38 protein-coding genes are annotated in these 25,678 nt (G+C 62.7%); 1 reads left to right on the top strand and 37 read right to left on the bottom strand.

The features are described from left to right. Positions 1 to 8: 8 nt before the first annotated feature. The 37 genes from dsbD to BM43_RS25150 form a co-directional block, all read right to left on the bottom strand. Positions 9 to 1,994 (bottom strand): protein-disulfide reductase DsbD, encoded by a 1,986-nt coding sequence (dsbD, locus tag BM43_RS25325; RefSeq protein WP_036048495.1) that lies wholly within the window; start codon positions 1,992 to 1,994, stop codon positions 9 to 11. Beyond that, positions 1,987 to 2,313, bottom strand: coding sequence for a divalent-cation tolerance protein CutA (gene cutA, locus BM43_RS25320; protein ID WP_025099464.1), 327 nt, complete (start codon positions 2,311 to 2,313; stop codon positions 1,987 to 1,989). Before cutA ends, dsbD begins: the two co-directional genes overlap by 8 nt. A 180-nt stretch (positions 2,314 to 2,493) precedes the next feature. Continuing rightward, complete coding sequence (gene rplQ / locus BM43_RS25315; protein WP_013696385.1) at positions 2,494 to 2,886, bottom strand: 50S ribosomal protein L17; 393 nt, start codon at positions 2,884 to 2,886, stop codon at positions 2,494 to 2,496. Positions 2,887 to 3,027: 141 nt separating this feature from the next. Next, positions 3,028 to 4,005, bottom strand: a complete 978-nt coding sequence (locus tag BM43_RS25310; protein ID WP_013696384.1) for a DNA-directed RNA polymerase subunit alpha — start codon at positions 4,003 to 4,005, stop codon at positions 3,028 to 3,030. 121 nt (positions 4,006 to 4,126) lie between these two features. After that, positions 4,127 to 4,750, bottom strand: a complete 624-nt coding sequence (gene rpsD, locus BM43_RS25305) for a 30S ribosomal protein S4 (protein WP_013696383.1) — start codon at positions 4,748 to 4,750, stop codon at positions 4,127 to 4,129. 143 nt (positions 4,751 to 4,893) lie between these two features. Next, positions 4,894 to 5,295, bottom strand: a complete 402-nt coding sequence (gene rpsK / locus BM43_RS25300) for a 30S ribosomal protein S11 (RefSeq protein ID WP_012734376.1) — start codon at positions 5,293 to 5,295, stop codon at positions 4,894 to 4,896. Positions 5,296 to 5,318: 23 nt separating this feature from the next. Then, the gene (rpsM, locus tag BM43_RS25295) at positions 5,319 to 5,684 is read right to left on the bottom strand and encodes a 30S ribosomal protein S13 (protein WP_013696382.1); all 366 of its coding nucleotides are present in this window, start codon (positions 5,682 to 5,684) and stop codon (positions 5,319 to 5,321) included. Positions 5,685 to 5,722: 38 nt separating this feature from the next. Then, positions 5,723 to 5,839 carry a 50S ribosomal protein L36 gene (rpmJ, locus tag BM43_RS39405; protein ID WP_004199844.1) on the bottom strand — a complete coding sequence of 39 codons (117 nt, stop codon included), beginning with the start codon at positions 5,837 to 5,839 and terminating at the stop codon, positions 5,723 to 5,725. Between the two features lie 20 nt (positions 5,840 to 5,859). Further along, complete coding sequence (gene infA, locus BM43_RS25290; RefSeq protein ID WP_012734373.1) at positions 5,860 to 6,078, bottom strand: translation initiation factor IF-1; 219 nt, start codon at positions 6,076 to 6,078, stop codon at positions 5,860 to 5,862. A gap of 7 nt (positions 6,079 to 6,085) precedes the next feature. Further along, a complete protein-coding gene (gene secY / locus BM43_RS25285; RefSeq protein ID WP_025099466.1) occupies positions 6,086 to 7,432 on the bottom strand; it encodes a preprotein translocase subunit SecY in 1,347 nt (448 codons plus the stop codon). Positions 7,433 to 7,475: 43 nt separating this feature from the next. Beyond that, complete coding sequence (rplO, locus tag BM43_RS25280) at positions 7,476 to 7,910, bottom strand: 50S ribosomal protein L15 (RefSeq protein ID WP_013696380.1); 435 nt, start codon at positions 7,908 to 7,910, stop codon at positions 7,476 to 7,478. Positions 7,911 to 7,937: 27 nt separating this feature from the next. Then, entirely contained in the window at positions 7,938 to 8,120 is a 183-nt protein-coding gene (gene rpmD / locus BM43_RS25275) for a 50S ribosomal protein L30 (RefSeq protein ID WP_007730608.1), read from the bottom strand. A gap of 15 nt (positions 8,121 to 8,135) precedes the next feature. Then, the gene (gene rpsE / locus BM43_RS25270) at positions 8,136 to 8,654 is read right to left on the bottom strand and encodes a 30S ribosomal protein S5 (protein WP_013696378.1); all 519 of its coding nucleotides are present in this window, start codon (positions 8,652 to 8,654) and stop codon (positions 8,136 to 8,138) included. 14 nt (positions 8,655 to 8,668) lie between these two features. Next, on the bottom strand, positions 8,669 to 9,034 hold the full coding sequence (gene rplR, locus BM43_RS25265; RefSeq protein WP_012734368.1) for a 50S ribosomal protein L18: 366 nt from the start codon (positions 9,032 to 9,034) through the stop codon (positions 8,669 to 8,671). A gap of 12 nt (positions 9,035 to 9,046) precedes the next feature. Further along, on the bottom strand, positions 9,047 to 9,577 hold the full coding sequence (gene rplF / locus BM43_RS25260; protein WP_013696377.1) for a 50S ribosomal protein L6: 531 nt from the start codon (positions 9,575 to 9,577) through the stop codon (positions 9,047 to 9,049). A 16-nt stretch (positions 9,578 to 9,593) separates the two neighbouring features. Continuing rightward, positions 9,594 to 9,989 (bottom strand): 30S ribosomal protein S8, encoded by a 396-nt coding sequence (gene rpsH, locus BM43_RS25255; protein ID WP_013696376.1) that lies wholly within the window; start codon positions 9,987 to 9,989, stop codon positions 9,594 to 9,596. A gap of 14 nt (positions 9,990 to 10,003) precedes the next feature. Further along, positions 10,004 to 10,309, bottom strand: coding sequence for a 30S ribosomal protein S14 (gene rpsN, locus BM43_RS25250; protein ID WP_013696375.1), 306 nt, complete (start codon positions 10,307 to 10,309; stop codon positions 10,004 to 10,006). Between the two features lie 7 nt (positions 10,310 to 10,316). Next, positions 10,317 to 10,856 carry a 50S ribosomal protein L5 gene (gene rplE / locus BM43_RS25245; RefSeq protein WP_013696374.1) on the bottom strand — a complete coding sequence of 180 codons (540 nt, stop codon included), beginning with the start codon at positions 10,854 to 10,856 and terminating at the stop codon, positions 10,317 to 10,319. 14 nt (positions 10,857 to 10,870) lie between these two features. Beyond that, entirely contained in the window at positions 10,871 to 11,176 is a 306-nt protein-coding gene (gene rplX / locus BM43_RS25240) for a 50S ribosomal protein L24 (protein ID WP_013696373.1), read from the bottom strand. Positions 11,177 to 11,185: 9 nt separating this feature from the next. Continuing rightward, positions 11,186 to 11,554: a 50S ribosomal protein L14 gene (rplN, locus tag BM43_RS25235; protein ID WP_013696372.1), complete on the bottom strand. Its 369-nt coding sequence runs from the start codon at positions 11,552 to 11,554 to the stop codon at positions 11,186 to 11,188. A 303-nt stretch (positions 11,555 to 11,857) separates the two neighbouring features. After that, positions 11,858 to 12,130 carry a 30S ribosomal protein S17 gene (gene rpsQ / locus BM43_RS25230; RefSeq protein WP_012734362.1) on the bottom strand — a complete coding sequence of 91 codons (273 nt, stop codon included), beginning with the start codon at positions 12,128 to 12,130 and terminating at the stop codon, positions 11,858 to 11,860. Beyond that, positions 12,127 to 12,321: a 50S ribosomal protein L29 gene (gene rpmC / locus BM43_RS25225; protein WP_004199856.1), complete on the bottom strand. Its 195-nt coding sequence runs from the start codon at positions 12,319 to 12,321 to the stop codon at positions 12,127 to 12,129. The genes rpsQ and rpmC overlap by 4 nt, the downstream gene beginning before the upstream one ends. A 9-nt stretch (positions 12,322 to 12,330) precedes the next feature. Further along, positions 12,331 to 12,747, bottom strand: a complete 417-nt coding sequence (gene rplP / locus BM43_RS25220; RefSeq protein ID WP_013696371.1) for a 50S ribosomal protein L16 — start codon at positions 12,745 to 12,747, stop codon at positions 12,331 to 12,333. A gap of 2 nt (positions 12,748 to 12,749) precedes the next feature. Then, complete coding sequence (gene rpsC, locus BM43_RS25215; protein WP_012734360.1) at positions 12,750 to 13,550, bottom strand: 30S ribosomal protein S3; 801 nt, start codon at positions 13,548 to 13,550, stop codon at positions 12,750 to 12,752. A gap of 11 nt (positions 13,551 to 13,561) precedes the next feature. Then, the gene (gene rplV, locus BM43_RS25210) at positions 13,562 to 13,891 is read right to left on the bottom strand and encodes a 50S ribosomal protein L22 (RefSeq protein WP_004199272.1); all 330 of its coding nucleotides are present in this window, start codon (positions 13,889 to 13,891) and stop codon (positions 13,562 to 13,564) included. Between the two features lie 12 nt (positions 13,892 to 13,903). After that, entirely contained in the window at positions 13,904 to 14,179 is a 276-nt protein-coding gene (gene rpsS, locus BM43_RS25205; protein WP_004199273.1) for a 30S ribosomal protein S19, read from the bottom strand. Positions 14,180 to 14,189: 10 nt separating this feature from the next. Next, on the bottom strand, positions 14,190 to 15,017 hold the full coding sequence (gene rplB / locus BM43_RS25200; RefSeq protein ID WP_013696370.1) for a 50S ribosomal protein L2: 828 nt from the start codon (positions 15,015 to 15,017) through the stop codon (positions 14,190 to 14,192). A 2-nt stretch (positions 15,018 to 15,019) separates the two neighbouring features. Further along, a complete protein-coding gene (gene rplW / locus BM43_RS25195; protein WP_012734358.1) occupies positions 15,020 to 15,334 on the bottom strand; it encodes a 50S ribosomal protein L23 in 315 nt (104 codons plus the stop codon). Then, complete coding sequence (rplD, locus tag BM43_RS25190; protein WP_013696369.1) at positions 15,331 to 15,951, bottom strand: 50S ribosomal protein L4; 621 nt, start codon at positions 15,949 to 15,951, stop codon at positions 15,331 to 15,333. Before rplD ends, rplW begins: the two co-directional genes overlap by 4 nt. Further along, positions 15,951 to 16,601 carry a 50S ribosomal protein L3 gene (rplC, locus tag BM43_RS25185; protein ID WP_013696368.1) on the bottom strand — a complete coding sequence of 217 codons (651 nt, stop codon included), beginning with the start codon at positions 16,599 to 16,601 and terminating at the stop codon, positions 15,951 to 15,953. Before rplC ends, rplD begins: the two co-directional genes overlap by 1 nt. A 186-nt stretch (positions 16,602 to 16,787) precedes the next feature. Further along, complete coding sequence (rpsJ, locus tag BM43_RS25180) at positions 16,788 to 17,099, bottom strand: 30S ribosomal protein S10 (protein WP_012734355.1); 312 nt, start codon at positions 17,097 to 17,099, stop codon at positions 16,788 to 16,790. Positions 17,100 to 17,247: 148 nt separating this feature from the next. Then, a complete protein-coding gene (tuf, locus tag BM43_RS25175) occupies positions 17,248 to 18,438 on the bottom strand; it encodes an elongation factor Tu (protein WP_013696349.1) in 1,191 nt (396 codons plus the stop codon). Positions 18,439 to 18,478: 40 nt separating this feature from the next. Continuing rightward, positions 18,479 to 20,581 carry an elongation factor G gene (gene fusA, locus BM43_RS25170; protein ID WP_013696367.1) on the bottom strand — a complete coding sequence of 701 codons (2,103 nt, stop codon included), beginning with the start codon at positions 20,579 to 20,581 and terminating at the stop codon, positions 18,479 to 18,481. A 116-nt stretch (positions 20,582 to 20,697) separates the two neighbouring features. Continuing rightward, a complete protein-coding gene (gene rpsG / locus BM43_RS25165; RefSeq protein ID WP_004198359.1) occupies positions 20,698 to 21,168 on the bottom strand; it encodes a 30S ribosomal protein S7 in 471 nt (156 codons plus the stop codon). Positions 21,169 to 21,340: 172 nt separating this feature from the next. Next, on the bottom strand, positions 21,341 to 21,721 hold the full coding sequence (gene rpsL / locus BM43_RS25160) for a 30S ribosomal protein S12 (RefSeq protein WP_012734353.1): 381 nt from the start codon (positions 21,719 to 21,721) through the stop codon (positions 21,341 to 21,343). A gap of 312 nt (positions 21,722 to 22,033) precedes the next feature. After that, complete coding sequence (gene recQ / locus BM43_RS25155; RefSeq protein ID WP_013696366.1) at positions 22,034 to 23,881, bottom strand: DNA helicase RecQ; 1,848 nt, start codon at positions 23,879 to 23,881, stop codon at positions 22,034 to 22,036. A gap of 25 nt (positions 23,882 to 23,906) precedes the next feature. Next, positions 23,907 to 24,443: a hypothetical protein gene (locus BM43_RS25150; RefSeq protein WP_036048497.1), complete on the bottom strand. Its 537-nt coding sequence runs from the start codon at positions 24,441 to 24,443 to the stop codon at positions 23,907 to 23,909. Positions 24,444 to 24,643: 200 nt separating this feature from the next. On the opposite strand from BM43_RS25150, the gene BM43_RS25145 reads away from it, so the two are divergent. After that, entirely contained in the window at positions 24,644 to 25,627 is a 984-nt protein-coding gene (locus tag BM43_RS25145) for a LysR family transcriptional regulator (protein WP_036048498.1), read from the top strand. The last annotated feature ends 51 nt before the right edge of the window (positions 25,628 to 25,678 follow it).

Raw genomic sequence — 25,678 nt, 5'->3', positions numbered from 1 at the left:
CAAGCAGCTCAGGCCGAGGGCGCCGCGGCCGGTGCCCCGGCGCGATCGAGGCTGCGCAGGAAACGGTCGGCTGCCTGGTAGCCCACTACTCGACCCAGTTCACGACCGTCCGCGCCGAACACGATGATGCCCGGCGGCCCGAACAGGCCGAAACGCTTGAGCAGCGCCTGGTCGTCGGCGTTGTTGGCGGTCACGTCGGCACGCACCAGGTGCAACTGGCCGAGACGCGCCTGCACGCGCGGGTCGGTGAAGGTCAGGTGCTCCATCTCCTTGCAGGACACGCACCAGTCGGCATAGAAGTCGAGCATCACGGGCCGGCCGGCGGTCTTGATCACCTGATCCAGCTCGGTACTGGAACGCACCGGCGCGAAGGCCGGGCCTTCGGGGGCGCCGGCGCTGGCCGTGGCGCTGCCGGCAGGGCCCGCCGCCGTGCCGCGCCCGGCGAAGATCGACAAGGGACGCAGCGGATCGGTCGAGCCGGCCGCGAGGCCCACCAGCAGCACGGCGGCCCAGATCGCGAAGGCCGCGCCGACGCCGCGTCCGAGCCGGCGCCAGATCGAGGTGCCACCCGCTGTCGGCGTGAACAGGCCGGTGGCCGCCGCGGCGATCAGCAGCCAGAGCGCGGCCAGGCCGATCTGCCAGGACGCGCCGAGCACCGGCCAGACGATCCACAAGGCGGCCGCCAGCAGCACCACGCCGAAGAACACCTTGACGCCATCCATCCAGGCACCCGCGCGCGGCAGCAGGGTGCCCGCGCCCAGGCCGATGATCAGCAACGGCACGCCCAGGCCGATCCCCATCGTGAACAGCGCGGCGCCGCCGAGCAGCGCGTTGCCGGTGTGCGCGATGAAGGCCAGCACGGCAAACAGCGGCGCCGTCATGCAGGCACCGACCACCAGCGCCGACAACGCGCCCATGGTGGCCACCGCCAGGAAGCGACCGCCCGAGCGCCGGCTCGATGCCTGCGCGGCGCCGTCCTGCCAGCGCTGCGGCAGCGAGATGTCGATACCGCCGATCAGGGTCAGCGCGAACACCGTCAACAGCAGGCCGAAGGCGCCCAGCATCCACGGGTTCTGCAGCCAGGCGCCGAGGCTCTGGCCGACCAGCGCGGCAGCGATGCCGAGCACCGTGTAGACCAGGGCCATGCCCACCACATAGGTCAGCGACAGCAGGAAGCTGCGTGCGCGCGTCGCCTGGGTACCCTCGCCGATGATGATCGCCGACAGGATCGGGATCATCGGGTAGGAGCAGGGCAGCAGGCTCAACACCATGCCGGCCACGAAGAACAGCGCGACGATGGTCAGGAAGCCATGGCCTTCGAGCAGCGATTGCGCGTAGTCGGCGCTGGTCACGCGGTCGTACCAGCTGCCGTCGGCGGACGGGGCCGGAGCGGGTGAGGCGGTGGTGGCCGGAGCCGGCGAGGACGAATCTGCGCCGGTCACGGGCGAAGGCGGCGTGGGCAAGGCTGGCGCGACCGATTGCGATTGCGCCGCCGGGGCCGGCGACGCCGCGCTCGACGTGGCGGCAACCTTCAGAGCCGCGCCGTCGACATGCACGACGTGCTCGGCCGGCGGATAGCAGATCCCGCCGTCGGCGCAGCCCTGGGAGGTAACCGACAGGTCGAACGGCCCGCTCGCCTTGGCGACCGGCACGTGGATCGTCACCTCGCCGCGGTAGGTTTCGACGTTCTTTGCGAAAGTTTCGTCGTACTTCACGTGGCCGGCGGGCGATTGCGCCTCGCCGAGCGTCGCGTTGCCGCTCTTCACCGCAAAGGCGAAGCGCTCGCGATACATGTAGTAGCCGTCGGCAATCTTGAAGTGGACGTCGACCTGTCCCGGCGCCTCGCTCGAGCTGAAGCGAAATGCGACCGAGGGATCGAGGAAATCGTCGTCGGCGCGCGCGGCCGACGAGATCCCGAACAGCGAGGCGAACAGCACCAGGCAGGCGAGCAGCAGACGCAGGCCGGCGGCCGCAGAGAATTGGCGATCAGACATGGAACAGGCGTTGGGTTTCGGCCGCCACCCAGGCGCCATAGGCATCGGAGGCGGTGGCCTGCCACGAGACGATTTCGGGCGTCTCGTAGGGATGATGGGACGCGATGAAGCGCTCGAGTTCGAGCGAGCGCTGCGCACTCGTCTTGAACAGCAGCTGGATCTCCTCCGCGGATTCGACCTTGCCCTGCCAGTGGTAGTTCGAGCGGATCGTGCCGAGCTCCGACACGCATGCCGCGAGCCGGCCGCCCAGCGCGCCGTCGGCGAGCAAGCGAGCCGTGGCCGCATCGGGCACGGTCGTCATCATCAGAACGATCACCATCGACATCTCCTGCTGGGGCTCGCCGAAACGTCATATCGTAGCGCAGCTGATCCATTCGCGCGTGAGACGGCCGGAGTTTCGGACTGGGCCGATGCGGCTCGCACATCATGTGGACGCGAGCGATCCGGAAAACAAAAAAGCCAGGCATCAGCCTGGCTTTTTCGCGACATCTAATGAAGCTTATTCCGCTTCCTGGACGTTCTCTTCCGAGACTTCCGGGCGGTCGAGCAGTTCGACCAGCGCCATCGGTGCATTGTCGCCAACGCGGAAGCCGAACTTCAGGATACGCAGGTAGCCGCCCGGACGGTTCGCGAAGCGCGGACCGAGCACGTCGAACAGCTTCGTGACCGAGTCACGATCGCGCAGGCGGTTGAACGCCAGGCGACGGTTGGCCAGCGACGGCTTCTTGCCCAGGGTGATGAGGGGCTCGACGACCTTGCGCAGTTCCTTCGCCTTCGGCAGCGTCGTCTTGATGACTTCGTGCTCGATCAGCGAGTTGGACATGTTACGGAGCATTGCCAGACGGTGGCTGCTCGTGCGGTTCAGTTTCCGCAGACCATGACGGTGACGCATTTCAGTTTCCTTGATTCAAAGTTTTGATCCAGCTCTTCTATCGCGCCTGAGGCGCACGGGCCGGTAGAAAAAAGACAAGACGCGGATTTTAAAGGAAAATCCGCGTCCTGACCAGATGACGACGCTGTCGCTGCCGTGCGATTACTTGTCGAGACCAGCCGGCGGCCAGTTCTCGAGCTTCATGCCCAGCGTAAGACCGCGCGAAGCGAGCACTTCCTTGATCTCGTTGAGCGACTTGCGACCGAGGTTCGGCGTCTTCAGCAGCTCGTTTTCCGTGCGCTGGATCAGGTCGCCGATGTAGTAGATGTTCTCGGCCTTCAGGCAGTTCGCCGAACGAACCGTCAGCTCGAGATCATCGACCGGACGCAGCAGGATCGGATCGATCTGCGGCGCGCGCGACGGGGCTTCGGCGGCCGTTTCCGTGCCTTCCAGCGCCGCGAACACGGACAGCTGGTCGACCAGGATGCGGGCCGACTGGCGAATCGCCTCTTCCGGGGTGATCACGCCGCTCGTCTCGATGTTCATGACGAGCTTGTCCAAGTCGGTACGCTGCTCGACACGGGCGCTCTCGACGGCGTAGCTCACGCGACGAACCGGCGAGAACGACGCGTCCAGCACGATGCGGCCGATGATCTTGGCCGACTCCTCGCCATAGCGACGCACGTTGCCCGGCACATAGCCGCGGCCCTTCTCGATCTTGATCTGGACGTCGAGCTTGCCGCCCTTCGTCAGGTGGGCGATCACGTGATCCGGGTTGATCACCTCGCAGTCATGCGCGAGTTCGATGTCGCCGGCCGTCACGATGCCTTCGCCTTCCTTGCGCAGCGTCACCGTGACTTCGTCGCGGTTGTGCAGCTTGAAAACCACGCCCTTCAGGTTCAGCAGCAGGTTGACGACGTCCTCTTGCACACCATCAAGCGTCGAATACTCGTGCACCACGCCGGCGATCGTCACTTCGGTCGGCGCGTAGCCGATCATCGACGACAGCAGGACACGACGGAGCGCATTGCCCAAGGTGTGACCGTAGCCGCGTTCGAACGGCTCCATGACCACTTTCGCATGGTTCTCGCCCAGCGATTCCACGGCGATGATCTTGGGTTTCAACAAACTGGTTTGCATAGGTTTTCCTTTTCAATACCCTCGGCTCGTTACACCGATAAGGCTGACCGGTAACACCTGAAAATGAAGAGCCGAGGCCCTGCCGGCTCTCGCAAGCAGGGTACCTCGGCTATCAATCGGATTAACGCGAATACAATTCGACGATCAGGCTTTCGTTGATGTCGCCTGCGATTTCGGCGCGCTCCGGCACTTGCTTGAAGGTGCCTTCGAACTTCTTCGCATCGACCGCGACCCAGCTCGGCATGCCGCCTTGCTCAGCCAGCGACAGCGCTTCGACGATACGCGCCTGCTTCTTCGACTTTTCGCGGATCGCGATGATGTCGCCCGCCTTGACTTGCAGCGACGGGATGTTCGAGACGATGCCGTTCACCGTGATGGCCTTGTGGCCCACGAGCTGACGCGCTTCGGCGCGGGTCGAACCGAAACCCATGCGGTAGACGACGTTGTCCAGGCGCGACTCGAGCAGTTGCAGCAGGGTTTCACCCGTGTTGCCCTTGCGGCGGTCGGCTTCCGCGAAGTAGCGACGGAACTGGCGCTCCAGCACGCCGTAGATGCGCTTGACCTTCTGCTTTTCACGCAGCTGCGTACCGTAGTCGGACGTGCGCGCACCGGAGATGCGGCCGTGCTGACCCGGCTTGCTGTCGAGCTTGCACTTGTCGGCGAGCGAGCGACGCGCGCTCTTCAGGAACAGGTCGGTGCCTTCACGGCGGGACAGCTTGGCCTTGGGGCCGGTATAACGTGCCACTTTGCGTTTCCTCTATCTATCGTCACGCGGTCGCAAAAACCGCGCTAGTTCGTGCCCTTTGGACCGAACGGTGGACTTAGTCAATCAATAGACTACGTTGCCCGAAGCCGCCCTGCGGCGACGACAGGCTGCGCCTGGCATCCTTAGATGCGGCGGCGCTTCGGCGGACGGCAGCCGTTGTGCGGGATCGGGGTCACGTCGGAAATCGCCGTGATCTTGATGCCGAGGCCGTGCAGTGCGCGCACTGCCGACTCACGACCCGGGCCCGGGCCCTTGATGCGAACTTCGAGGTTCTTCACGCCGTATTCCATCGCGACACGGCCAGCCGACTCGGCTGCGACCTGTGCTGCGAACGGGGTCGACTTGCGCGAACCCTTGAAGCCCTGGCCGCCCGACGTCGCCCACGCCAGAGCGTTGCCCTGACGATCGGTGATCGTGATGATCGTGTTGTTGAACGATGCGTGAACGTGAACCACGCCTTCCGCAACGTTCTTCTTAACCTTCTTGCGAACGCGTTGAGCCGCGTTATTGGAAGCCTTAGCCATGACGTTTTCCTGTAACTGTCAGCTTATTTCTTCAGCGCTTGAGCGGCGCGGCGCGGACCCTTGCGGGTACGTGCATTCGTACGCGTACGCTGGCCACGCATCGGCAGACCCTTGCGATGGCGGACGCCGCGGTAGCAGCCGAGGTCCATCAGGCGCTTGATGTTCATCGTCACTTCACGGCGCAGATCGCCTTCGACGACAAACTTGCCCACTTCTTCACGCAGCTTTTCGAGGTCTGCGTCGTTCAGGTCCTTGACCTTCTTCGAGAATTCGACGCCTGCTGCGACGCAGATGCTGCGAGCGCGCGTGCGGCCAACACCGAAAATCGCCGTCAGGCCGATCTCGGTATGCTGGTGATTCGGGATGTTAACCCCTGCGATACGAGCCATTGTTTTTCCTCAAACGAAAAGCGCAAATAAACGCGCGATCAGCCTTGACGCTGTTTATGGCGCGGGTCCGAGCTGCAGATCACGCGAACCACACCCTTGCGCTTGATGATCTTGCAATTGCGGCAAATGCGCTTAACCGATGCCATCACTTTCATGATATTACCCTTTTTACAAATCACTTCGCCCGGAACACGATCCGCGCACGCGACAGATCGTAAGGCGTCAATTCAACCGTCACCTTGTCGCCCGGCAAGATACGGATGTAGTGCATCCGCATCTTGCCTGAGATATGCCCCAACACGACATGGCCGTTTTCCAGCTTCACGCGGAAGGTAGCATTCGGAAGGTTTTCGACCACTTCTCCCTGCATCTGGATTACATCGTCTTTGGCCATAGTCCTTTCAACGCATTGGGATGTTGCTGCCCTTGAAATTGGCTTTCTTGAGCAGCGATTCATACTGTTGCGACATAACGTACGACTGCACCTGCGCCATGAAGTCCATCGTGACGACGACAATGATCAGCAGCGACGTTCCACCAAAATAAAACGGCACATTCCAGCGCAGCACCAGGAATTCCGGCAGCAGACACACGAAGACGATGTAGATCGCACCGGCCAGCGTCAGACGCGTGAGGATGCGATCGATGTATCGCGCGGTCTGGTCGCCCGGACGGATGCCCGGCACGAATGCACCGCTTTTCTTCAGGTTGTCCGCCGTTTCCCTGCTGTTGAACACCAGTGCGGTGTAGAAGAAGCAGAAAAACACGATCGCCAGCGTGTACAGCAGCACGTACACCGGCTGACCCGGCTTCAGCGCTTCCGCCACGTTGTGAAGCGTGTCGGACAGCCAGCTCTTGCGCTCACCCGAACTGAACCAGCTCAGAATGGTTGCCGGGAACAGGATGATCGACGACGCGAAGATCGGCGGAATCACGCCCGACATGTTCAACTTCAGCGGCAGGTGCGACGACTGCCCACCGTAAATCTTGTTGCCGACCTGGCGTTTCGCGTAGTTCACGAGGATCTTGCGCTGACCGCGTTCAATGAACACGACCAGGTAGGTCACCGCGGCAATCAGGACGACGATGATGATCGCCGAAATGATGCTCATCGAACCCGTACGCACCAGCTCGAACAGACCACCCACGGCATTCGGGAACCCTGCTGCGATCCCGCCGAAGATGATGATCGAAATACCGTTGCCCAGACCGCGCTCGGTGATCTGCTCGCCGAGCCACATCAGGAACATCGTGCCCGTCACCAGGGTGACGACCGTCGTGAGACGGAACAGCATGCCCGGATCGATCACGAGGCCAGGCTGATTTTCCAGCGCAGCCGCGATGCCGAAGGCCTGGAACGTGGCCAGCACGACCGTGAAGACACGCGTGTACTGCGTGATCTTCCGCTGCCCTGCCTGCCCTTCCTTCTTCAGCGCCTCGAGCTGCGGCGAGACAATCGCCAGCAACTGCATGATGATCGACGCGGAGATGTACGGCATGATCCCCAGCGCGAAGATCGTGAAGCGGGACAACGCACCACCCGAGAACATGTTGAACATGCCGAGGATGCCGCCTGCCTGGCTCTGGAACAGCTTCGCCAGTTGATCCGGATCGATGCCCGGAACCGGAATGTGCGCGCCGATGCGATAGACGATCAGCGCCAGCAGCAGGAACATCGCCCGCCGACGCAGATCGCCGAACTTCGCCGTGCTTCGACCGGGTTTTGCGAGACTCGGGCTGTTGGCCAAGTATCTTCTCCGATGCAGATGCTAGTAACGCGCGCGAGCTGCGTTACTCGGCGAACGAACCGCCAGCCGCTTCGATCGCTGCGCGTGCCGACTTCGTCGCGCCGAGACCCTTCACGGTGATCTTGCGCTTCAGCTCGCCCGTGGCGATGATCTTCGCGCTCTTCGTCAGCTCGCCGACCAGGCCGGCTTGCTTCAGTGCGAGCAGATCGATCTCGTCGACCGGCAGCTTCTCGAGGTCGCCCAGACGCACTTCACCGACGAATTCCTTCGTCAGCGACGTGAAGCCGCGCTTCGGCAGACGACGTTGCAGCGGCATCTGACCGCCTTCGAAGCCAACCTTGTGGAAGCCGCCCGAACGCGACTTCTGACCCTTGTGACCACGGCCGGCCGTCTTACCGAGGCCGGAACCGATGCCGCGGCCGACGCGACGCTTAGCGTGCTTCGCGCCTTCCGCCGGCTTCAGGTTATTCAATTCCATATCAACTCCTTGATCCGTAGTCGGCGCTTAGCCGATGACCTTAACAAGGTACGAGACCTTGTTGATCATGCCGCGCACGGCCGGCGTATCCTGCAGCTCGCTGACCGAGTTGAGTCGACGCAGACCCAGACCGCGCACGGTGGCGCGGTGCGATTCGCGGGTCCCAATCAGGCTCTTGACGAGCTGAACCTTGACAGTTTTATCAGACATGGTGACCACCTGGGCTTAGCCCAAAATTTCTTCGACCGACTTGCCGCGCTTGGCAGCAATGTCAGCCGGCGTCGATTGCTTGCGCAGGCCGTCGAGCGTCGCACGAACCAGGTTGTACGGGTTCGTCGAGCCGTGGCTCTTCGCGACGACGTTCTGCACGCCCATCACGTCGAACACCGCGCGCATCGGGCCGCCGGCGATCACGCCGGTACCACCCTTCGCCGGAGCGAGGAGGACCGTCGACGCGCCATGCTTGCCGTGCACTTCATGTTGCAGCGTGCCGTTCTTCAGCGGCACCTTGAACATGTTGCGGCGAGCCTGCTCCATTGCCTTCTGGACAGCGACCGGCACTTCCTTCGCCTTGCCCTTGCCCATACCGACGCGGCCATCACCGTCGCCAACCACGGTCAGCGCGGCGAAACCGAGAATCCGGCCACCCTTCACGACCTTGGTCACGCGATTGACCGAAATCATTTTTTCGCGAAGGCCGTCGTCGCGCTCGTCAGCCTGAACTTTCGCTTGCATCTTTGCCATGACGAATTCTTCCCTTAGAACTTGAGCCCAGCTTCGCGAGCTGCATCAGCCAGCGCCTTGACGCGGCCATGGTAGCGGAAGCCCGAGCGGTCGAAGGCGACGGATTCGATGCCGGCGGCCTTGGCCTTCTCGGCGATACGCTTGCCGATCAGCGTTGCGGCATTGACGTTGCCGCCCTTGCCCGACTGGTCAGCCAGCTGCGCACGCACTTCGGCTTCCAGCGTCGACGCACTGGCCACCACCTTGGTGCCGCACGGCGAGAACACTTGCGCGTAGATGTGCGAGTTCGTGCGATGCACGGCGAGACGCGCGACCTGCAGCTCAGCGATCTTGATACGCGTCTGGCGAGCGCGGCGCAGGCGAGATTGAGTCTTATCCATGATTGCGCACCCTTACTTCTTCTTCGTTTCTTTGAGGATCACAACCTCGTCGGAATAGCGCACGCCCTTGCCCTTGTAGGGCTCCGGCGGACGGTAACCGCGGACTTCCGCAGCCACTTGACCGACTTGTTGCTTGTTGATCCCCTTGATCACGATTTCGGTTTGCGTCGGGGTTTCAGCCTTGATGCCTTCCGGCATCTGGTGCACCACCGGGTGCGAGAAACCCAGCGACAGGTTCAGCTTGTCGCCTTGCGCCTGCGCACGATAACCGACGCCAACCAGCGTCAGCTTGCGCTCGAAACCCTTGGTCACGCCGTGCACCATGTTCGCGATGATCGCGCGCATCGTGCCCGACAGTGCATTCGCTTCGCGGCTTTCGTCGACCGGCGCCAGGTTCAGCGTGCCGTCCTGGTTCACCACCGTCACAAGCGGATTGACCACTTGCGAGATCGTGCCCAGCGGACCCTTCACGGTGATGGAGCCGTTTGCCAGCGTCACCTCGGCGCCTTGCAGCGCGATCGGGCTCTTACCTACTCGAGACATGTTTCTTTCTCCTCGGTTAAGCGACGTAGCAGATGACTTCGCCGCCGACGCCCGTAGCGCGCGCCTTGCGGTCGGTCATCACGCCCTTCGGCGTCGACACGATTGCCACACCCAGGCCATTCATGACCTGAGGGATGTCATTGCGACCGCGGTACACGCGCAGGCCGGGCTTCGACACGCGCTCGAGGCGTTCGATGACCGGACGGCCGGCATAGTACTTCAGTGCAATGTTCAGTTCTGCCTTCGCGCCTTCGGTCTTGACTGCGAAATCGTCGATGTAGCCTTCGTCCTTCAGGACTTGGGCGATCGCGATCTTGACCTTCGACGAGGGCATTGCCACCGAAACCTTCTCGACCATCTGCGCGTTGCGGATGCGAGTCAGCATATCGGCGATAGGATCACTCATGCTCATTTACGTTTCTCCTATTACCAGCTCGCCTTGGTCAGGCCAGGAATCTCGCCGCGGAAAGCGATTTCACGAATCTTGTTACGCGCGAGGCCGAATTTACGGAACGTGCCACGCGGACGGCCCGTGATCGCGCAGCGGTTACGCTTGCGGGTCGGGTTGGCGTTGCGGGGCAGTTGTTGCAGTTCGAGACGGGCGGCGTAGCGCTCTTCGTCCGACTTGCTCTCGTCGTCGATGATCGCCTTCAGTGCCGCACGCTTCGGTGCGTACTTCTCTGCCAGGCGAGCACGCTTCTTTTCACGTTCGATCAGTGCCAGTTTAGCCACGGTAACCTCAGTTTCTGAACGGGAACTTGAAGCTGGCGAGCAGTGCCTTCGCTTCGTCGTCGGTCTTCGCGGTGGTCGTGATGCTGATGTTCAGCCCACGCAGCGCGTCGATCTTGTCGTAATCGATTTCGGGGAAAATGATCTGCTCTTTCACACCGATGTTGTAGTTGCCACGGCCGTCGAACGCGCGACCCGACACGCCGCGGAAATCGCGCACGCGGGGCAGGGCGACCGTCACGAAACGATCGAGGAATTCATACATCGCGCGGCCGCGCAGCGTCACCATCGCGCCGATCGGATAGCCCTGGCGGATCTTGAAGCCGGCGATTGCCTTGCGGGCCTTCGTCACGACAGGCTTCTGACCTGCGATCTTCGTCAGATCGCCAACGGCGTTCTCGATGATCTTCTTGTCAGCGACGGCTTCGCCAAGGCCCATGTTCAGGGTGATCTTGGTGATGCGCGGCACTTCCATGATCGACTTGTAGCCGAACTTCTCGACCAGGCCGGGAACTACCGTTTCTTTGTAAAACTCTTGAAAACGTGCCATTTTTCTACTCCGCGTCAGGCCAGCACGGCGCCGGTCGTCTTCAGGAAGCGAACCTTCTTGCCTTCCTCGACCTTGATGCCGACACGCGAGGCCTTGCCGTTCGCGTCGACCAGTGCGACGTTCGAAATATGCAGCGGCATCGTCTTCGCTTCCACGCCACCCGTCGTACCCTTCATCGGGTTCGGCTTCACATGCTTCTTGACGAGGTTGATACCTTCGACGGTCACATGTTCGGCGCCGACGGCCAGCACGACGCCGCGCTTGCCCTTGTCCTTGCCGGTGACGACGATGACTTCGTCACCCTTGCGAATCTTGTTCATCGCGACTCCTTACAGCACTTCCGGCGCCAGCGAAACGATCTTCATGAATCGTTCGCTACGCAGCTCACGCGTGACCGGCCCGAAAATACGGGTGCCGATCGGCTCGAGCTTGTTGTTCAAAAGCACAGCGGCGTTGCCGTCGAACTTGATCAGCGAACCGTCTTGACGACGCACGCCCTTGGCGGTACGAACCACCACGGCGTTGTAGATTTCGCCTTTCTTCACGCGCCCGCGCGGCGTTGCTTCCTTGACGGTCACCTTGATGATGTCGCCAATGCTGGCATAACGACGCTTCGAGCCGCCGAGCACCTTGATGCACATGACTTCACGTGCACCCGTGTTGTCGGCCACTTCAAGCCGAGATTCGGTCTGGATCATGGTTTATCTTTCCCAACTTAATCCGGATGCGCCACCATGGCACATACGGTCAGTCTTGGTCCCGTCAGCCAACTGCGGCTGCTTGGGTTTGAACAGCAGCGATGGCAAACGAAACCCGCCATCGCAAATCGGTGAATCATCGGGCCGACAGAACGCCAGCCCGCTTCCCCCACCGTGACTTCGCCCGCGACGGGGCTCCCATAAAGAGGGAAGACCGGGATTATAACAAATAATCCCGGCCACGCAAGCAAAAACTTTGCGATTTCAAGCACTTCTACTGCTTGTGGCCTTTCGGCCTCCCGCTTAGATGACGCGGGCTGCTTCGATCAGGCGCGACACCGTCCAGGCCTTGGTCTTCGAGAGAGGACGCGTTTCCTGGATTTCGACGAGGTCACCCTCGTTGTAGGTGTTCGCTTCGTCGTGTGCGTGGTACTTCTTCGAGCGCACGACGTACTTGCCGTAGATCGGATGCTTGACGCGGTTCTCGATCAGCACCGTGACGGTCTTGTCCATCTTGTTGCTGACCACACGACCGACCAGCGTCCGCTTGAGCGAGGTTTTCACGCTATCGTTCATTTCTGGTTCGCCTTCTGAGTCAGGACGGTCCGCACACGAGCGATATCGCGACGAACCTTCTTCAGCTGGCTCGTGTTCGTGAGCTGCTGGGTCGCGAGTTGCATGCGCAGGCCGAATTGCGCCTTCAACAGGTCCGACAGCTCCTTGTTGAGCGCGGCCTGATCTTTCTGGAGAAGTTCGGAAGCCTTCATGTTTTCTCCTTAGGCGCCGAGCTGACGAACGATGAATGCCGTCTTGAGCGGCAGCTTGGCAGCTGCCAGACGGAACGCTTCGCGTGCCAGTTCTTCGGTTACGCCATCCATTTCGTACAGCATCTTGCCCGGCTGAATCTCGGCGACGTAGTACTCAGGGTTACCCTTACCGTTACCCATCCGCACTTCGGCCGGCTTCTGCGAAATCGGCTTGTCCGGGAAGATACGGATCCAGATCCGGCCGCCACGCTTGATGTGACGCGTCATGGCACGACGCGCCGCTTCGATCTGGCGTGCGGTCAGACGGCCGCGACCGATAGCCTTCAGGCCGAATTCACCGAACGACACGGCGTTGCCCCGCGTCGCGATACCGGTGTTACGACCCTTCTGCTCCTTACGATACTTTCTGCGTTTCGGTTGCAGCATCGTTATTCTCCAGTCTTGCCGTCTTCCGGCTTGCCTGCAGCGCGACGCGGCGCGCCACGACGGGCACCCGGACCACCGCCTTCACCGTCACGGCGCGGACGACGATCGCCAGGACGCGCATTGCGGCGCGGGCGCTTGTCTTCCGTCACTTCCTCGACCACCGGCGCATCGTTGCGGCCCAGCGTGTCGCCCTTGTACACCCACACCTTGACGCCGATGATGCCGTACGTCGTCTTGGCTTCCGACGTTGCGTAATCGATGTCGGCGCGCAGCGTGTGCAGGGGCACGCGACCTTCGCGATACCACTCGGTACGAGCGATTTCGATGCCGTTCAGACGACCGGCGCTCATGATCTTGATGCCCTGCGCACCCAGACGCATGGCGTTCTGCATCGCACGCTTCATCGCGCGGCGGAACATGATCCGGCGCTCGAGCTGTTGCGTGATCGAATCGGCGATCAGCTGAGCATCGGTTTCCGGCTTGCGGATCTCTTCGATGTTGACGTGAACCGGCACGCCCATGCGGCGTTGCAGTTCCGTCTTCAGCAGTTCGATGTCCTCACCCTTCTTGCCGATGACGACGCCCGGACGCGAGCTGTAAATCGTGATCCGTGCGTTCTTCGCCGGGCGCTCGATGACGACGCGACCGACCGAAGCGTTCTTCAGCTTCTTCTTCAGATACTCACGGACGCCGATGTCTTCCTGCAGCATCGCCGCGAAATTGTTGTTGTTCGCGTACCAACGCGAAGCCCAATTGCGGCTGACGGCCAAACGGAAGCCAGTCGGATGAATTTTCTGTCCCATCGTGTGACCCCTTAATTCCCGACCGTCACAGTGATGTGACAGGATTGCTTCTCAATGCGGTTGCCGCGGCCCTTGGCGCGCGCGGTGAAGCGCTTGAGCGAGGCAGCCTTGTCGACGTAGATGCTCTTGATCTTGAGCTCGTCGATGTCGGCGCCTTCGTTGTGCTCCGCATTCGCGATAGCCGACAACACCACCTTCTTCACGATGCCGGCGGCCTTCTTCGGCGAGAACGTCAGGACGTTCAGCGCCTTGTCGACCGGCAAACCGCGGATCTGGTCAGCCACCAGGCGCGTCTTCTGCGCCGAGATGCGGGCACCGCGATGAATTGCTTTCACTTCCATCTTGATTGCCCCTTATTTCTTGGCCTTCTTGTCGGCCGCGTGACCCTTGAACGTCCGGGTCAGTGCGAACTCGCCAAGCTTGTGGCCGACCATGTTTTCCGAGATGTACACCGGAACGTGTTGACGGCCGTTGTGGACGGCGATCGTCAGACCGATGAAGTCCGGGAGGATCGTCGAACGACGCGACCAGGTCTTGATCGGCTTCTTGTCGCGCGAAGCTGCAGCCGCCTCAACTTTCTTCAGCAAATGGGCGTCGCAGAACGGACCTTTTTTAACAGAACGTGCCATTGCCTACTCCTTAACGCTTGTGACGGCGCTGGACGATCATCGTCGTCGTGCGCTTGTTGCGACGCGTACGGAAGCCCTTCGCCGGCGTGCCCCACGGGCTCACCGGATCGCGGCCTGCCGCGGTCTTGCCTTCACCACCACCGTGCGGGTGATCGATCGGGTTCATCGCGACGCCACGAACCGTCGGGCGGATACCGCGCCAGCGGTTGGCACCGGCCTTGCCGATCTGGCGCAGGCTGTGCTCTTCGTTGCCGACTTCACCGATCGTCGCGCGGCACTCGATGTGCACGCGGCGAATTTCGCCCGAACGCAGACGAACCTGTGCGTAGACGCCTTCGCGCGCCAACAGCATGGCCGAGGTACCGGCCGAACGCGCGATCTGCGCACCCTTGCCCGGCAGCATCTCGATGCAGTGGATCGTCGTACCGACCGGAATGTTGCGGATCGGCAGGGCATTGCCCGCGCGGATCGGCGCTTCCGAACCGGACAGCAGCTGCTGGCCGACCGTCACGCCCTTCGGCGCGATGATGTAGCGACGCTCGCCGTCTGCGTACAGAACCAGCGCGATGTTCGCGCTCCGGTTCGGGTCGTACTCGAGACGCTCGACCTTTGCCGGGATGCCGTCCTTGTTGCGACGGAAATCGACGACACGGTAGTGTTGCTTGTGACCACCGCCCTTGTGGCGCGTGGTGATGCGGCCGTTGTTGTTACGGCCGGCGGTCGTGCTCTGCGTGTCGAGCAGCGGTGCGAACGGCTTGCCCTTGTGCAGATCCTTGTTGACCACCTTGACCATCGCGCGGCGACCCGGCGAAGTCGGCTTAACTTTAACGATTGCCATGATTACTTGGCCTCCGCTTCAAAGTTGATTTCCTGGCCGGGCTTCAGGCAGACGTACGCCTTCTTCACGTCCTTGCGACGGCCCATCGAGCGGCCGAAACGCTTTTGCTTGCCCTTCTGGACCAGCACGTTGACGGAATCAACTTCCACCTTGAACAGCAGCTCGACAGCGGCCTTCACTTCCTGCTTCGTGGCATCCGGCGCGACTTCGAACACGACTTGCTCGTTCTTGTCGGCAACCAGGGTCGCCTTCTCGGAGACCACCGGCGCGAGCAGGACCTGCATCAAACGATGATCGTTCTTGCGAATCTCGCTCATGACAGCAACTCCTCGATCTGGGCGACCGCAGCCTTCGTGACCAGGATCTTCTTGAAGTAGATCAGCGACAGCGGGTCGGCGTAACGCGGCTCGACAACCGCCACATTCGGCAGGTTGCGCGACGCGAGGTACAGGTTCTCATCGACCGTATCGGTGATGACGAGCACGGATTCGAGGCCCATGGCCTTGAACTTCTCGGCCAGCAGCTTGGTCTTCGGTGCTTCGAGCGTCAGTTGCTCGACGACCGACAGACGGCCTTCGCGGGCCAGCTGCGAGAAGATGGAGCGCAGACCTGCGCGGTGCATCTTCTTGTTGACCTTGTGCGAGAAGTTTTCTTCCGGCGAATTCGGGAAGATACGGCCACCGCCGCGCCACAGCGGGCTCGACGACATACCGGCACGAGCGCGGCCCGTACCCTTCTGGCGCCACGGCTTCTTGGTCGTGTGCTTGACTTGTTCGCGATCCTTCTGCGCGCGGTTACCCTGGCGAGCGTTCGCCTGGTAAGCCACGACGACCTGGTGGATCAGCGCTTCGTTGTAGTCACGGCCGAACACGACGTCCGACGCGTTGACCGACGCACCTTCCTGACCATTTTCATTCAGGAGCTTGAGTTCCATTATTTCGCCCCCTTGGTCTTGACGGCCGGCGTCACGAAGACCTTGCCGCCCTTCGCGCCCGGAATTGCGCCCTTCACGAGCAGCAGCTTGCGCTCTGCGTCGATACGCGCGATTTCGAGGTTCTGAACCGTAACCGTCACGTCACCCATGTGACCGGTCATGCGCTTGCCCGGGAACACACGACCCGGATCCTGCGCCATACCGATCGAGCCCGGCACGTTGTGCGAGCGCGAGTTACCGTGCGTTGCGCGGCCCGAGCTGAAGTTGTAACGCTTGATCGTACCGGCATAGCCCTTACCGATCGACACGCCTTGCACGTCGACCTTCTGGCCTACTTCGAAGAGATCGGGACCGACGATGGCGCCATTCGACAGCTCGGCTGCCTTGGCCGCATCGATGCGGAATTCCTTGAGAACTTCACCGGCTTCGACGCCGGCTTTGGCGAGATGACCTGCCAACGGCTTCGTCACGCGCGATGCGCGACGGGAGCCAAATGCAACCTGCACGGCCGTGTAGCCGTCGGTTTCAACAGTCTTGATCTGCGTCACGCGGTTGTCCGACACGTCCAGCACGGTGACGGGAATCGAATCCCCTTCAGCCGTGAAAATACGGGTCATGCCAACCTTGCGACCTACGAGTCCAAGGCTCATCGTTTTCTCCATTCCCGACTGCGATTGGTCGGGGCTAATTTACAAAACGGCGCGCTTGCCGCAAGAGCAGGCGCGTCGGTTTTTACGCAAATACGCGAAAAGCCTTGCATTATAGCGAGGCTTTACGTTTTCCGCAAGCAATCAAAGACTTAGCGTTTCCAGCCGGGGCCGGATCCGCCACGAGCCTTACTGCAGCTTGATTTCGACGTCCACGCCAGCCGGCAGATCGAGCTTCATCAGCGCGTCGACCGTCTTGTCGGTCGGATCGACGATGTCCATCAGGCGCTGGTGGGTGCGGATTTCGAGCTGGTCACGCGAGGTCTTGTTGACGTGCGGCGAACGCAGGATGTCGAAGCGCTGGATGCGGGTCGGCAGCGGCACCGGGCCACGGACGATTGCACCCGTCCGCTTCGCCGTGTCGACGATCTCGGCGGCCGACTGGTCGATCAGGCGATAGTCGAAAGCCTTCAGGCGAATGCGGATTTTTTGCTTTTGCATGACAATTCCTTGAAAAGAGCGAGGCGATATTGCATCGCCGGATCAATAAAAGAACGTGGGAGCGGGCGCCTGGGGAGACCAGGCGCCCGCTCCCGGGCGCTGAGCCGCAGATGATACACCAGCTGCGGCCCGGCAGCGATACTCGAGTTTAGTCGAGGATCTTGGCGACGACGCCGGCGCCGACGGTACGGCCGCCTTCGCGGATCGCGAAGCGCAGACCTTCTTCCATCGCGATCGGAGCGATCAGCTTCACCGTGATCGACACGTTGTCGCCCGGCATGACCATTTCCTTGTCCTTCGGCAGCTCGATCGAGCCCGTCACGTCCGTCGTACGGAAGTAGAACTGCGGACGGTAGTTGTTGAAGAACGGCGTGTGGCGGCCGCCTTCGTCCTTGCTCAGCACGTACACTTCAGCCGTGAAGTGCGTGTGCGGCTTGATCGAACCCGGCTTGGCCAGAACCTGGCCACGCTCCACGTCTTCACGCTTCGTGCCGCGCAGCAGGATACCCACGTTGTCGCCAGCCTGACCTTGGTCCAGCAGCTTGCGGAACATTTCCACGCCCGTGCAGGTCGTCTTCTGCGTGTCCTTGATGCCGACGATTTCGATTTCCTCGCCGACCTTCACGATGCCACGCTCGACACGACCCGTCACCACCGTGCCGCGACCCGAGATCGAGAACACGTCTTCCACCGGCATCAGGAACGTACCGTCGACCGCGCGCTCCGGCGTCGGGATGTACGTGTCCAGCGCGTCGGCCAGGCTCATGATCGCCGTCTCGCCCAGCTCGCCCTTGTCGCCTTCCAGCGCCAGCTTCGCCGAACCCTTGATGATCGGCGTGTCGTCGCCCGGGAAGTCGTACTTCGACAGGAGTTCGCGAACTTCCATCTCGACCAGCTCGAGCAGTTCAGCGTCGTCCACCATGTCGCACTTGTTCAGGAACACGATGATGTACGGAACGCCAACCTGACGCGCCAGCAGGATGTGCTCACGCGTTTGCGGCATCGGGCCGTCGGCGGCCGAGCACACCAGGATCGCGCCGTCCATCTGCGCGGCACCCGTGATCATGTTCTTCACGTAGTCGGCGTGGCCCGGGCAATCGACGTGTGCGTAGTGGCGGTTCGCCGTTTCGTACTCGATGTGCGCGGTGTTGATCGTGATACCACGCGCCTTTTCTTCCGGCGCCGCATCGATTTCGTCGTACTTCTTCGCTTCGCCGCCGAACTTCGACGACAGAACCGTTGCGATGGCTGCCGTCAGCGTCGTCTTGCCGTGGTCAACGTGACCGATCGTACCGACGTTGACGTGCGGCTTGGTCCGTTCGAACTTCTCTTTTGCCATGATTCTCTTCTTTCAAAAATGAATGTTGGATGGAGACGATTTACTTCGACTTGGCGCTGATGATCGCTTCGGCGACGTTACGCGGAGCTTCCGAGTAGTGCTTGAACTCCATCGTGTAGGTCGCGCGACCTTGCGTGAGCGAACGCAGCGAGGTCGAGTAGCCGAACATTTCCGACAGCGGCACTTCGGCGCGAACGATCTTGCCGCCGCCAACCATGTCTTCCATGCCCTGGACGATACCGCGACGGCCCGACAGGTCGCCCATCACGTTGCCCATGTAGTCTTCCGGCGTTTCGACTTCGACTGCCATCATCGGCTCGAGCACCACCGGGCTGGCGCGGCGCATTGCTTCCTTGAACGCCATCGAACCGGCCATGCGGAACGCGTTTTCGTTCGAGTCCACGTCGTGGTACGAACCGAAGGTCAGGTGCACCTTCACGTCGACCACCGGGAAGCCCGCCAGCACGCCCGCCTTCAGCGTGTCCTGGATGCCCTTGTCGACCGCCGGGATGTATTCGCGAGGAATCACACCGCCCTTGATCTCGTCCAGGAACTCGTAGCCCTTGCCCTGCTCGTTCGGCTCGAGCGTGATGACCGCATGGCCGTACTGGCCGCGACCACCCGACTGCTTGACGAACTTGCCGTCGACATCCTTCGCCGTCGAACGGATCGTTTCGCGATAGGCAACCTGCGGCTTGCCGACGGTTGCCTCGACGCCGAACTCACGCTTCATCCGGTCGACCAAGATTTCGAGGTGGAGCTCGCCCATGCCCGAAATGATGGTCTGGCCCGATTCCTCGTCCGTCTGGACGCGGAACGACGGATCTTCCTGAGCCAGGCGGTTCAGCGCCAGGCCCATCTTTTCCTGGTCGGCCTTGGTCTTCGGCTCGACGGCCTGCGAGATCACCGGCTCCGGGAACACCATGCGTTCCAGGACGATCGGGTGCTGCGGGTCGCACAGCGTGTCGCCGGTGGTCGCTTCCTTCAGGCCGACCGCCGCGGCGATGTCGCCGGCACGGACTTCCTTGATTTCCTCGCGCTGGTTCGCGTGCATCTGCAGGATCCGGCCCAGGCGTTCCTTCTTGCCCTTGGTCGAGTTCAGCAGCGTGTCGCCCGAATTGACGACGCCCGAGTACACGCGGAAGAAGATCAACTGGCCGACGAACGGGTCGGTCATGATCTTGAACGCCAGCGACGAGAACTTCTCTTCGTCGGAAGCCTTGCGCTCGGCCGATTCGCCGCTTTCCAGCTCGCCCTTGACCGGCGGGATGTCGACCGGCGACGGCAGGAAATCGATCACGGCGTCGAGCATGCGCTGCACGCCCTTGTTCTTGAACGCGGTACCGCACAGCATCGGCTGGATTTCGCAGGCGATCGTACGATCACGCAGCGCCTTGACGATGTCGGCTTCCGGCAGATCGCCTTCTTCCAGGTACTTGTTCATCAGGTCTTCGCTGGCTTCGGCAGCCGCTTCGACCATCTTTTCACGCCATTCCTGGCAGGTATCGGCGAGCTCGGCCGGGATGTCGACGTAGTCGAACTTCGTGCCTTGCGAGGCCTCGTCCCAAACGATCGCCTTCATCTTCAGCAGGTCGACCACGCCCTTGAAGTTTTCTTCCGAGCCGATCGGCACCACCACCGGCACCGGGTTCGCCTTCAGGCGCAGACGGAGCTGGTCGTAGACCTTGAAGAAGTTCGCGCCGGTGCGGTCCATCTTGTTGACGAAGGCCAGACGCGGGACCTTGTACTTGTTGGCCTGGCGCCAGACGGTTTCCGACTGCGGCTGCACGCCGCCCACGGCGCAGTACACCATGCACGCGCCGTCGAGCACGCGCATCGAGCGCTCCACTTCGATCGTGAAGTCGACGTGGCCCGGGGTATCGATGATGTTGATGCGGTGTTCCGGATAGTTGCCGCCCATGCCCTTCCAGAAGGCGGTGGTGGCAGCGGAGGTGATCGTGATGCCACGCTCCTGTTCCTGCTCCATCCAGTCCATCGTGGCGGCGCCGTCGTGAACTTCACCGATCTTGTGGTTCACGCCGGTATAAAACAGAATGCGCTCGGTCGTCGTCGTCTTGCCGGCGTCGATGTGGGCGCTAATACCGATGTTGCGGTAGCGCTCGATAGGAGTCTTGCGAGCCACTTTGATCCTCTATGGGTTAACGCGACGCAAAGCCGCGTCACGCCTCAACACAAACGGGCGAGGCGCTCGAAAAAGCGCACCCGCCCGGATTTTTACCGCTTGATTCGCGCTTTCGCTTAGAAGCGGAAGTGCGAGAACGCGCGGTTGGCTTCTGCCATCCGGTGAACTTCGTCGCGCTTCTTCATCGCGCCGCCACGGCCTTCGGCCGCTTCGGAGAGTTCACCAGCCAGGCGCAGGGCCATCGACTTCTCGCTACGCTTCTTCGCGGCCTCACGCAGCCAGCGCATCGCCAATGCCATACGACGCGACGGGCGCACTTCGACCGGAACCTGATAGTTCGCACCACCAACGCGACGGCTCTTCACTTCGACCACCGGCTTCACGTTGTTCAGCGCGACAGTGAACACTTCCAGCGGGTCCTTGCCACCCTTGGTCTGGATCTGTTCGAAAGCGCCATAAACGATGCGTTCAGCGACCGACTTCTTGCCGGACAGCATCAGCATGTTCATGAATTTTGCAACATCAACGTTGCCGTACTTCGGATCCGGCAACACTTCCCGCTTGGGGACTTCGCGACGACGCGGCATGTTTCTTCCTTTAACTTTTCAGTTGGAGCTGAGACCAGCTCCGCGGCCACCAACAAACCCGATTCATCTCGTTCGACTAACCAGCTTGGCCGGGTGACCACTTACTCGACAGCACCGGCTATCCGGCACCACCGCATTAACCGCCTGACGGCGATCACCATTCGGAGTCTGCTTACTTCGCAGCCTTCGCACGCTTCGCGCCGTACTTCGAGCGCGCTTGCTTACGGTCCTTCACGCCCTGCGTATCCAGCGAGCCGCGAACCATGTGGTAACGCACACCCGGCAAATCCTTCACACGGCCGCCGCGGATCAGCACAACCGAGTGTTCCTGCAGGTTGTGGCCTTCACCGCCGATGTACGAAATCACTTCGAAGCCGTTCGTCAGACGAACCTTGGCGACCTTACGGAGTGCCGAGTTCGGCTTCTTCGGCGTCGTCGTGTACACACGGGTGCACACGCCGCGACGCTGGGGGCAGTTCTGCAGGGCCGGGCTCTTGCTCTTGGTCGTTTCCGACTCACGGCCTTTGCGAACCAATTGATTGATGGTTGGCATTGTGTATTCCTGAAAATGACAAAAACCGGCACACTGACGACGGGCAAAGCGACGCCGGCATGCCTGTGGCTATCCGAAACCTGGAAGAACACTCCACCCGCCGGCGCATGACGTCGGCACGCGTGTTTACCTCCCGAGAATCGGAACCCGGCATCATAAAGCAAAAATCTCAAGCGAGTCAACAGCTTGCGTGATTTGCCGGCGCAAGAATAAGTGACGAATCAGCGATGCCCGCTGCGGTGATCGCACCGCAACATCCCACCTCACCGATCCCACCCCCTTCGATCCCGCCCGGCAGCCCTTCGGCCGGGCTCAGGCCGACTCGACCACGTCGATCAGCTCGTCGCCAAAACGCTCGAGCTTGCGCGCCCCGATGCCGGGGATATGGCGCAGGTCCTCGATCGACTCCGGCGCGTTGCGGGCGATCTCGGCGAGGGTCGCATCATGGAAGATCACGTAGGCGGGCACGCCGTCGCTCTTGGCGGTCTCGGCGCGCCAGGCGCGCAGCCGCTCCCAGCAGGCGCGCTCGCGCGTCGACATGCCGGCGGTCGGGTCGGCCCGCGCGCCGCTGCGCGCCGAGGACTGGCGCGAGCTCTTCGGCTTCACGTAGCGACGCAGCGTGACGGTCTCCTCGCCCTTGAGCACCGGCTTGCTGGCTGCCGTCAGCACCAGCGCGCCGAAACCGCCGTGATCGACCGCCAGGTAGCCGAAGGCCACCAACTGACGGAAGATCGCGCGCCATTCCGGCTCGGAGAGCTCAGCGCCGATGCCGAAGGTGCTCAGCGCGTCGTGGCCGCGCTGCTGGATCTTCTCGGTCTTGGCGCCGCGCAGGATCTCGATCAGGTGGCTGGCGCCGAAATTGAAGCCGCTCGCGCGTTGCGCGCGAAACACGCAGGACAGGGCCATCTGCGCCTCGCGCGTGGCATCCCAGGTGGCCGGCGGCTCCAGGCAGGTATCGCAATTGCCGCAGGGCTGGCTGGCCTCGCCGAAATAACCGAGCAGGCGCACGCGCCGGCACGAGGCGGTTTCGCACAGGCCCAGCAGCGCATCGAGCTTCGAGGTCTGGACCCGCTTGTGCGCGTCGTCGGCGTCGGACTCGTCGATCATCTTGCGCTGCTGCACCACGTCGCCGAGCCCGTAGGCCATCCAGGCATTGGCGGGCAAGCCGTCGCGGCCCGCGCGGCCGGTTTCCTGGTAATAGCCCTCGACGCTCTTGGGCAAGTCCAGGTGGGCCACGAAGCGCACGTCGGGCTTGTCGATGCCCATGCCGAAGGCAATCGTTGCGCACATCACGATGCCCTCCTCTCGCTGGAACATCTCCTGGTGACGCTGGCGGATCTCGAACTCCATCCCGGCGTGGTACGGCAGCGCGCGCACGCCCTGGGTCTTGAGCCACTCGGCGGTTTCCTCCACCTTGCGGCGTGACAGGCAGTACACCACGCCCGCATCGGTGGTGCCGTCGGCGTTGGTATGCTCGGCGCGGATGAAGTCGAGCAACTGCGAGCGTGCATTGTCCTTCTCGACGATCCGGTAGCGGATATTGGGCCGGTCGAAGCTCGACACGAACACGCGAGCGTCGTCGAGCGCGAGGCGCTGGATGATCTCGTCGCGCGTGATGGCGTCGGCGGTAGCCGTCAGCGCGATGCGCGGCACGTAGGGGAAGCGCTCGTGCAGGATCGACAGCTGGATGTACTCGGGCCGGAAGTCATGCCCCCACTGCGACACGCAGTGCGCCTCGTCGATCGCGAACAGGCCGATGCGCGTGCGCTCGAGCAGGTCGAGGAAGCGCGGCGTCATGAGCCGCTCGGGCGCCACGTAGAGCAGGTCGATCTCGCCCTCACGCAGCGCGCGCTCGGTGGCGGCCGCCTCCGCGCCCGACAGCGTCGAGTTCAGGTAGGCCGCCCTCACGCCGACCTCGGTCAGCGCGGCCACCTGGTCCTGCATCAGCGCGATCAGCGGCGAGACCACGATGCCGGCGCCCTGCCCCGATTCGTGGCGCACCAGCGCCGGGATCTGGTAGCAGAGCGACTTGCCGCCACCGGTGGGCATCAGCACCAGGCAGTCGCCGCCCGACGCGACATGCTCGACGATCTCCCCCTGTTGGCCGCGGAAGGCCGGATAACCGAAAACTTCGTTCAGGATTTCGAGCGCGCGCGACATGAGGCAGGAGGGTTCGGGTGGAAAATCAAGGCTGCATTTTACAGACAGAAGCGCCCTCGCCCCCTTCTTCCTTCACGTCCTGGCCATTCGGACGGGTGAGCGCCTGGCGCGAGACGCCCGGCGGACTCGCCACGATCGCGATCGCAATCGCGCGCCGGGTACCCCCGAGATCGAGTGCGACCTTGTTGGCGAAGCCATGGACATGGCCGAACAGGGCCACGCAGACCATCCCCTCGCCGTCCATGGTGATCTCGGCCTGGTCGCTGTCGGCGACCAGGAAGGGCGCGCGGCGATCCATCAGCGCGCCGAGCGTGCCCCGGTCGATCAGGCGCCCCGTCAGGTAATAGTCGTAGAGGACCGGCACCGGCGCGCCGCCGCCTTCGCGGCGCACCACGTAGAGCTGCAGCCCGGGCCGCAGCACCTGGCTGCGCACGATCGCGTCGTCCGGCACCCAGTGATGGCGCAGATACCACCAGCCCGGCAGCGACAGCACCGCCAGCAGGATACAGAGCGAGAGACCGGCCAGGCCGACCCAGCGATTCACCACCGCCACATTGCGCATGATTCCCTCCTCGTTTGTCGCGCGGCCGGGACGCGATCGAGGGCAACGAGATCATGCCGGCGCAGGCCGGTTCAAGCGCGCCGGCCTGAGTTCGAAAAAAACGAGGTCCGAACATAGCACCCGCCTCATCTCGAAACAACGGATGCACGGGGCAAAATGGCGCACCTATAATTCGGCATTTCCCGCCTCCGGAGCCCGCGATGACCCGCAGCGTGCGCGCCGCACTGATCAACGACCGGCTCGACTGGAACCTGCTGCGGACCTTCCTGGTGATCGCTCGCGAGCAGAGCGTGAGCCGCGCCGCCGCCCACCTGCACATCACCCAGCCGGCGGTCAGCCACGCGCTGCGCCGCCTCGAGGAACAGCTCGGCCGCAAGCTCGTGCAACGCAGCGGCCCGCGCATCGACATCACGCGCGCCGGCAACGAGGTGCGCGAGATCGCCGAGGAGATCTACGGCAGCATCTCGCGCCTGGCCAGCGACGAGGGCGAAGGCGGTCATTACGTGTCGGGGCAGGTGCGGCTGATCACGGTCAGCGGCGTGCAGTCCGAGGCCTACGACGATTTCCTCGCCGACTTCCACGCCGACTATCCCGATATCGATTTCGAGGTGCAGGTGATGCGCAGCGCCGACGTGCCGAGCGCCTTGCTGCAGCACACGGCCACCGCCGCGCTGAGCCTGAACCGGCACGTGGGCGGCAAGATCGCCCAGCAGTTGTTCATGCCGCAGCGCTACGCGCTGTTCTGCGGGCGCCGCCATCCGCTGTTCGGTCGAGAGGGCCTGAGCGTCGAGGACCTGCGCGAGGAGAATTTCGTGTCCTTCGCGGGCGACCAGCTCGGCGCCTCGCTGTCGGTGCTCGGCGTGTTTCGCGACCAGCATGGCCTGGCCGGGCGGGTGGTCGCGACCTCGGCGAGCATGGCGGAGGTGATGCGGCTGATCGTTGCCGGGTTCGGCATCGGCAGCCTGCCCGAGCACGTCGGGCAGGCCCAGGTCGCCGCGGGCCGCATGATGCGCCTGCCGCCGGCCGAGGGCATCGCCGATCTCGACGTGGTGCTGCTGTGGGCCGCCGAACGCAAGCCGCGCGCGGCCGAGGCCGTGTTCCTGGAGCGGCTGCGCGCGTTCGCGGCGGGGCAGGTGCGGGCACATGGCGGCGAGAGCCTCGACACGCCGGCGAAGACCGGCTGAGCGACGCGGCGGCTGCCGCGCATCTTCTTTCGGAACCCACCGCGACCTTCA

The sequence above is a fragment of the Burkholderia gladioli genome (assembly GCF_000959725.1).
Taxonomy (GTDB): domain Bacteria; phylum Pseudomonadota; class Gammaproteobacteria; order Burkholderiales; family Burkholderiaceae; genus Burkholderia; species Burkholderia gladioli.
Note: the sequence above shows the minus strand (reverse complement) of the source record. Positions and strands in the feature narration are given on the sequence as shown.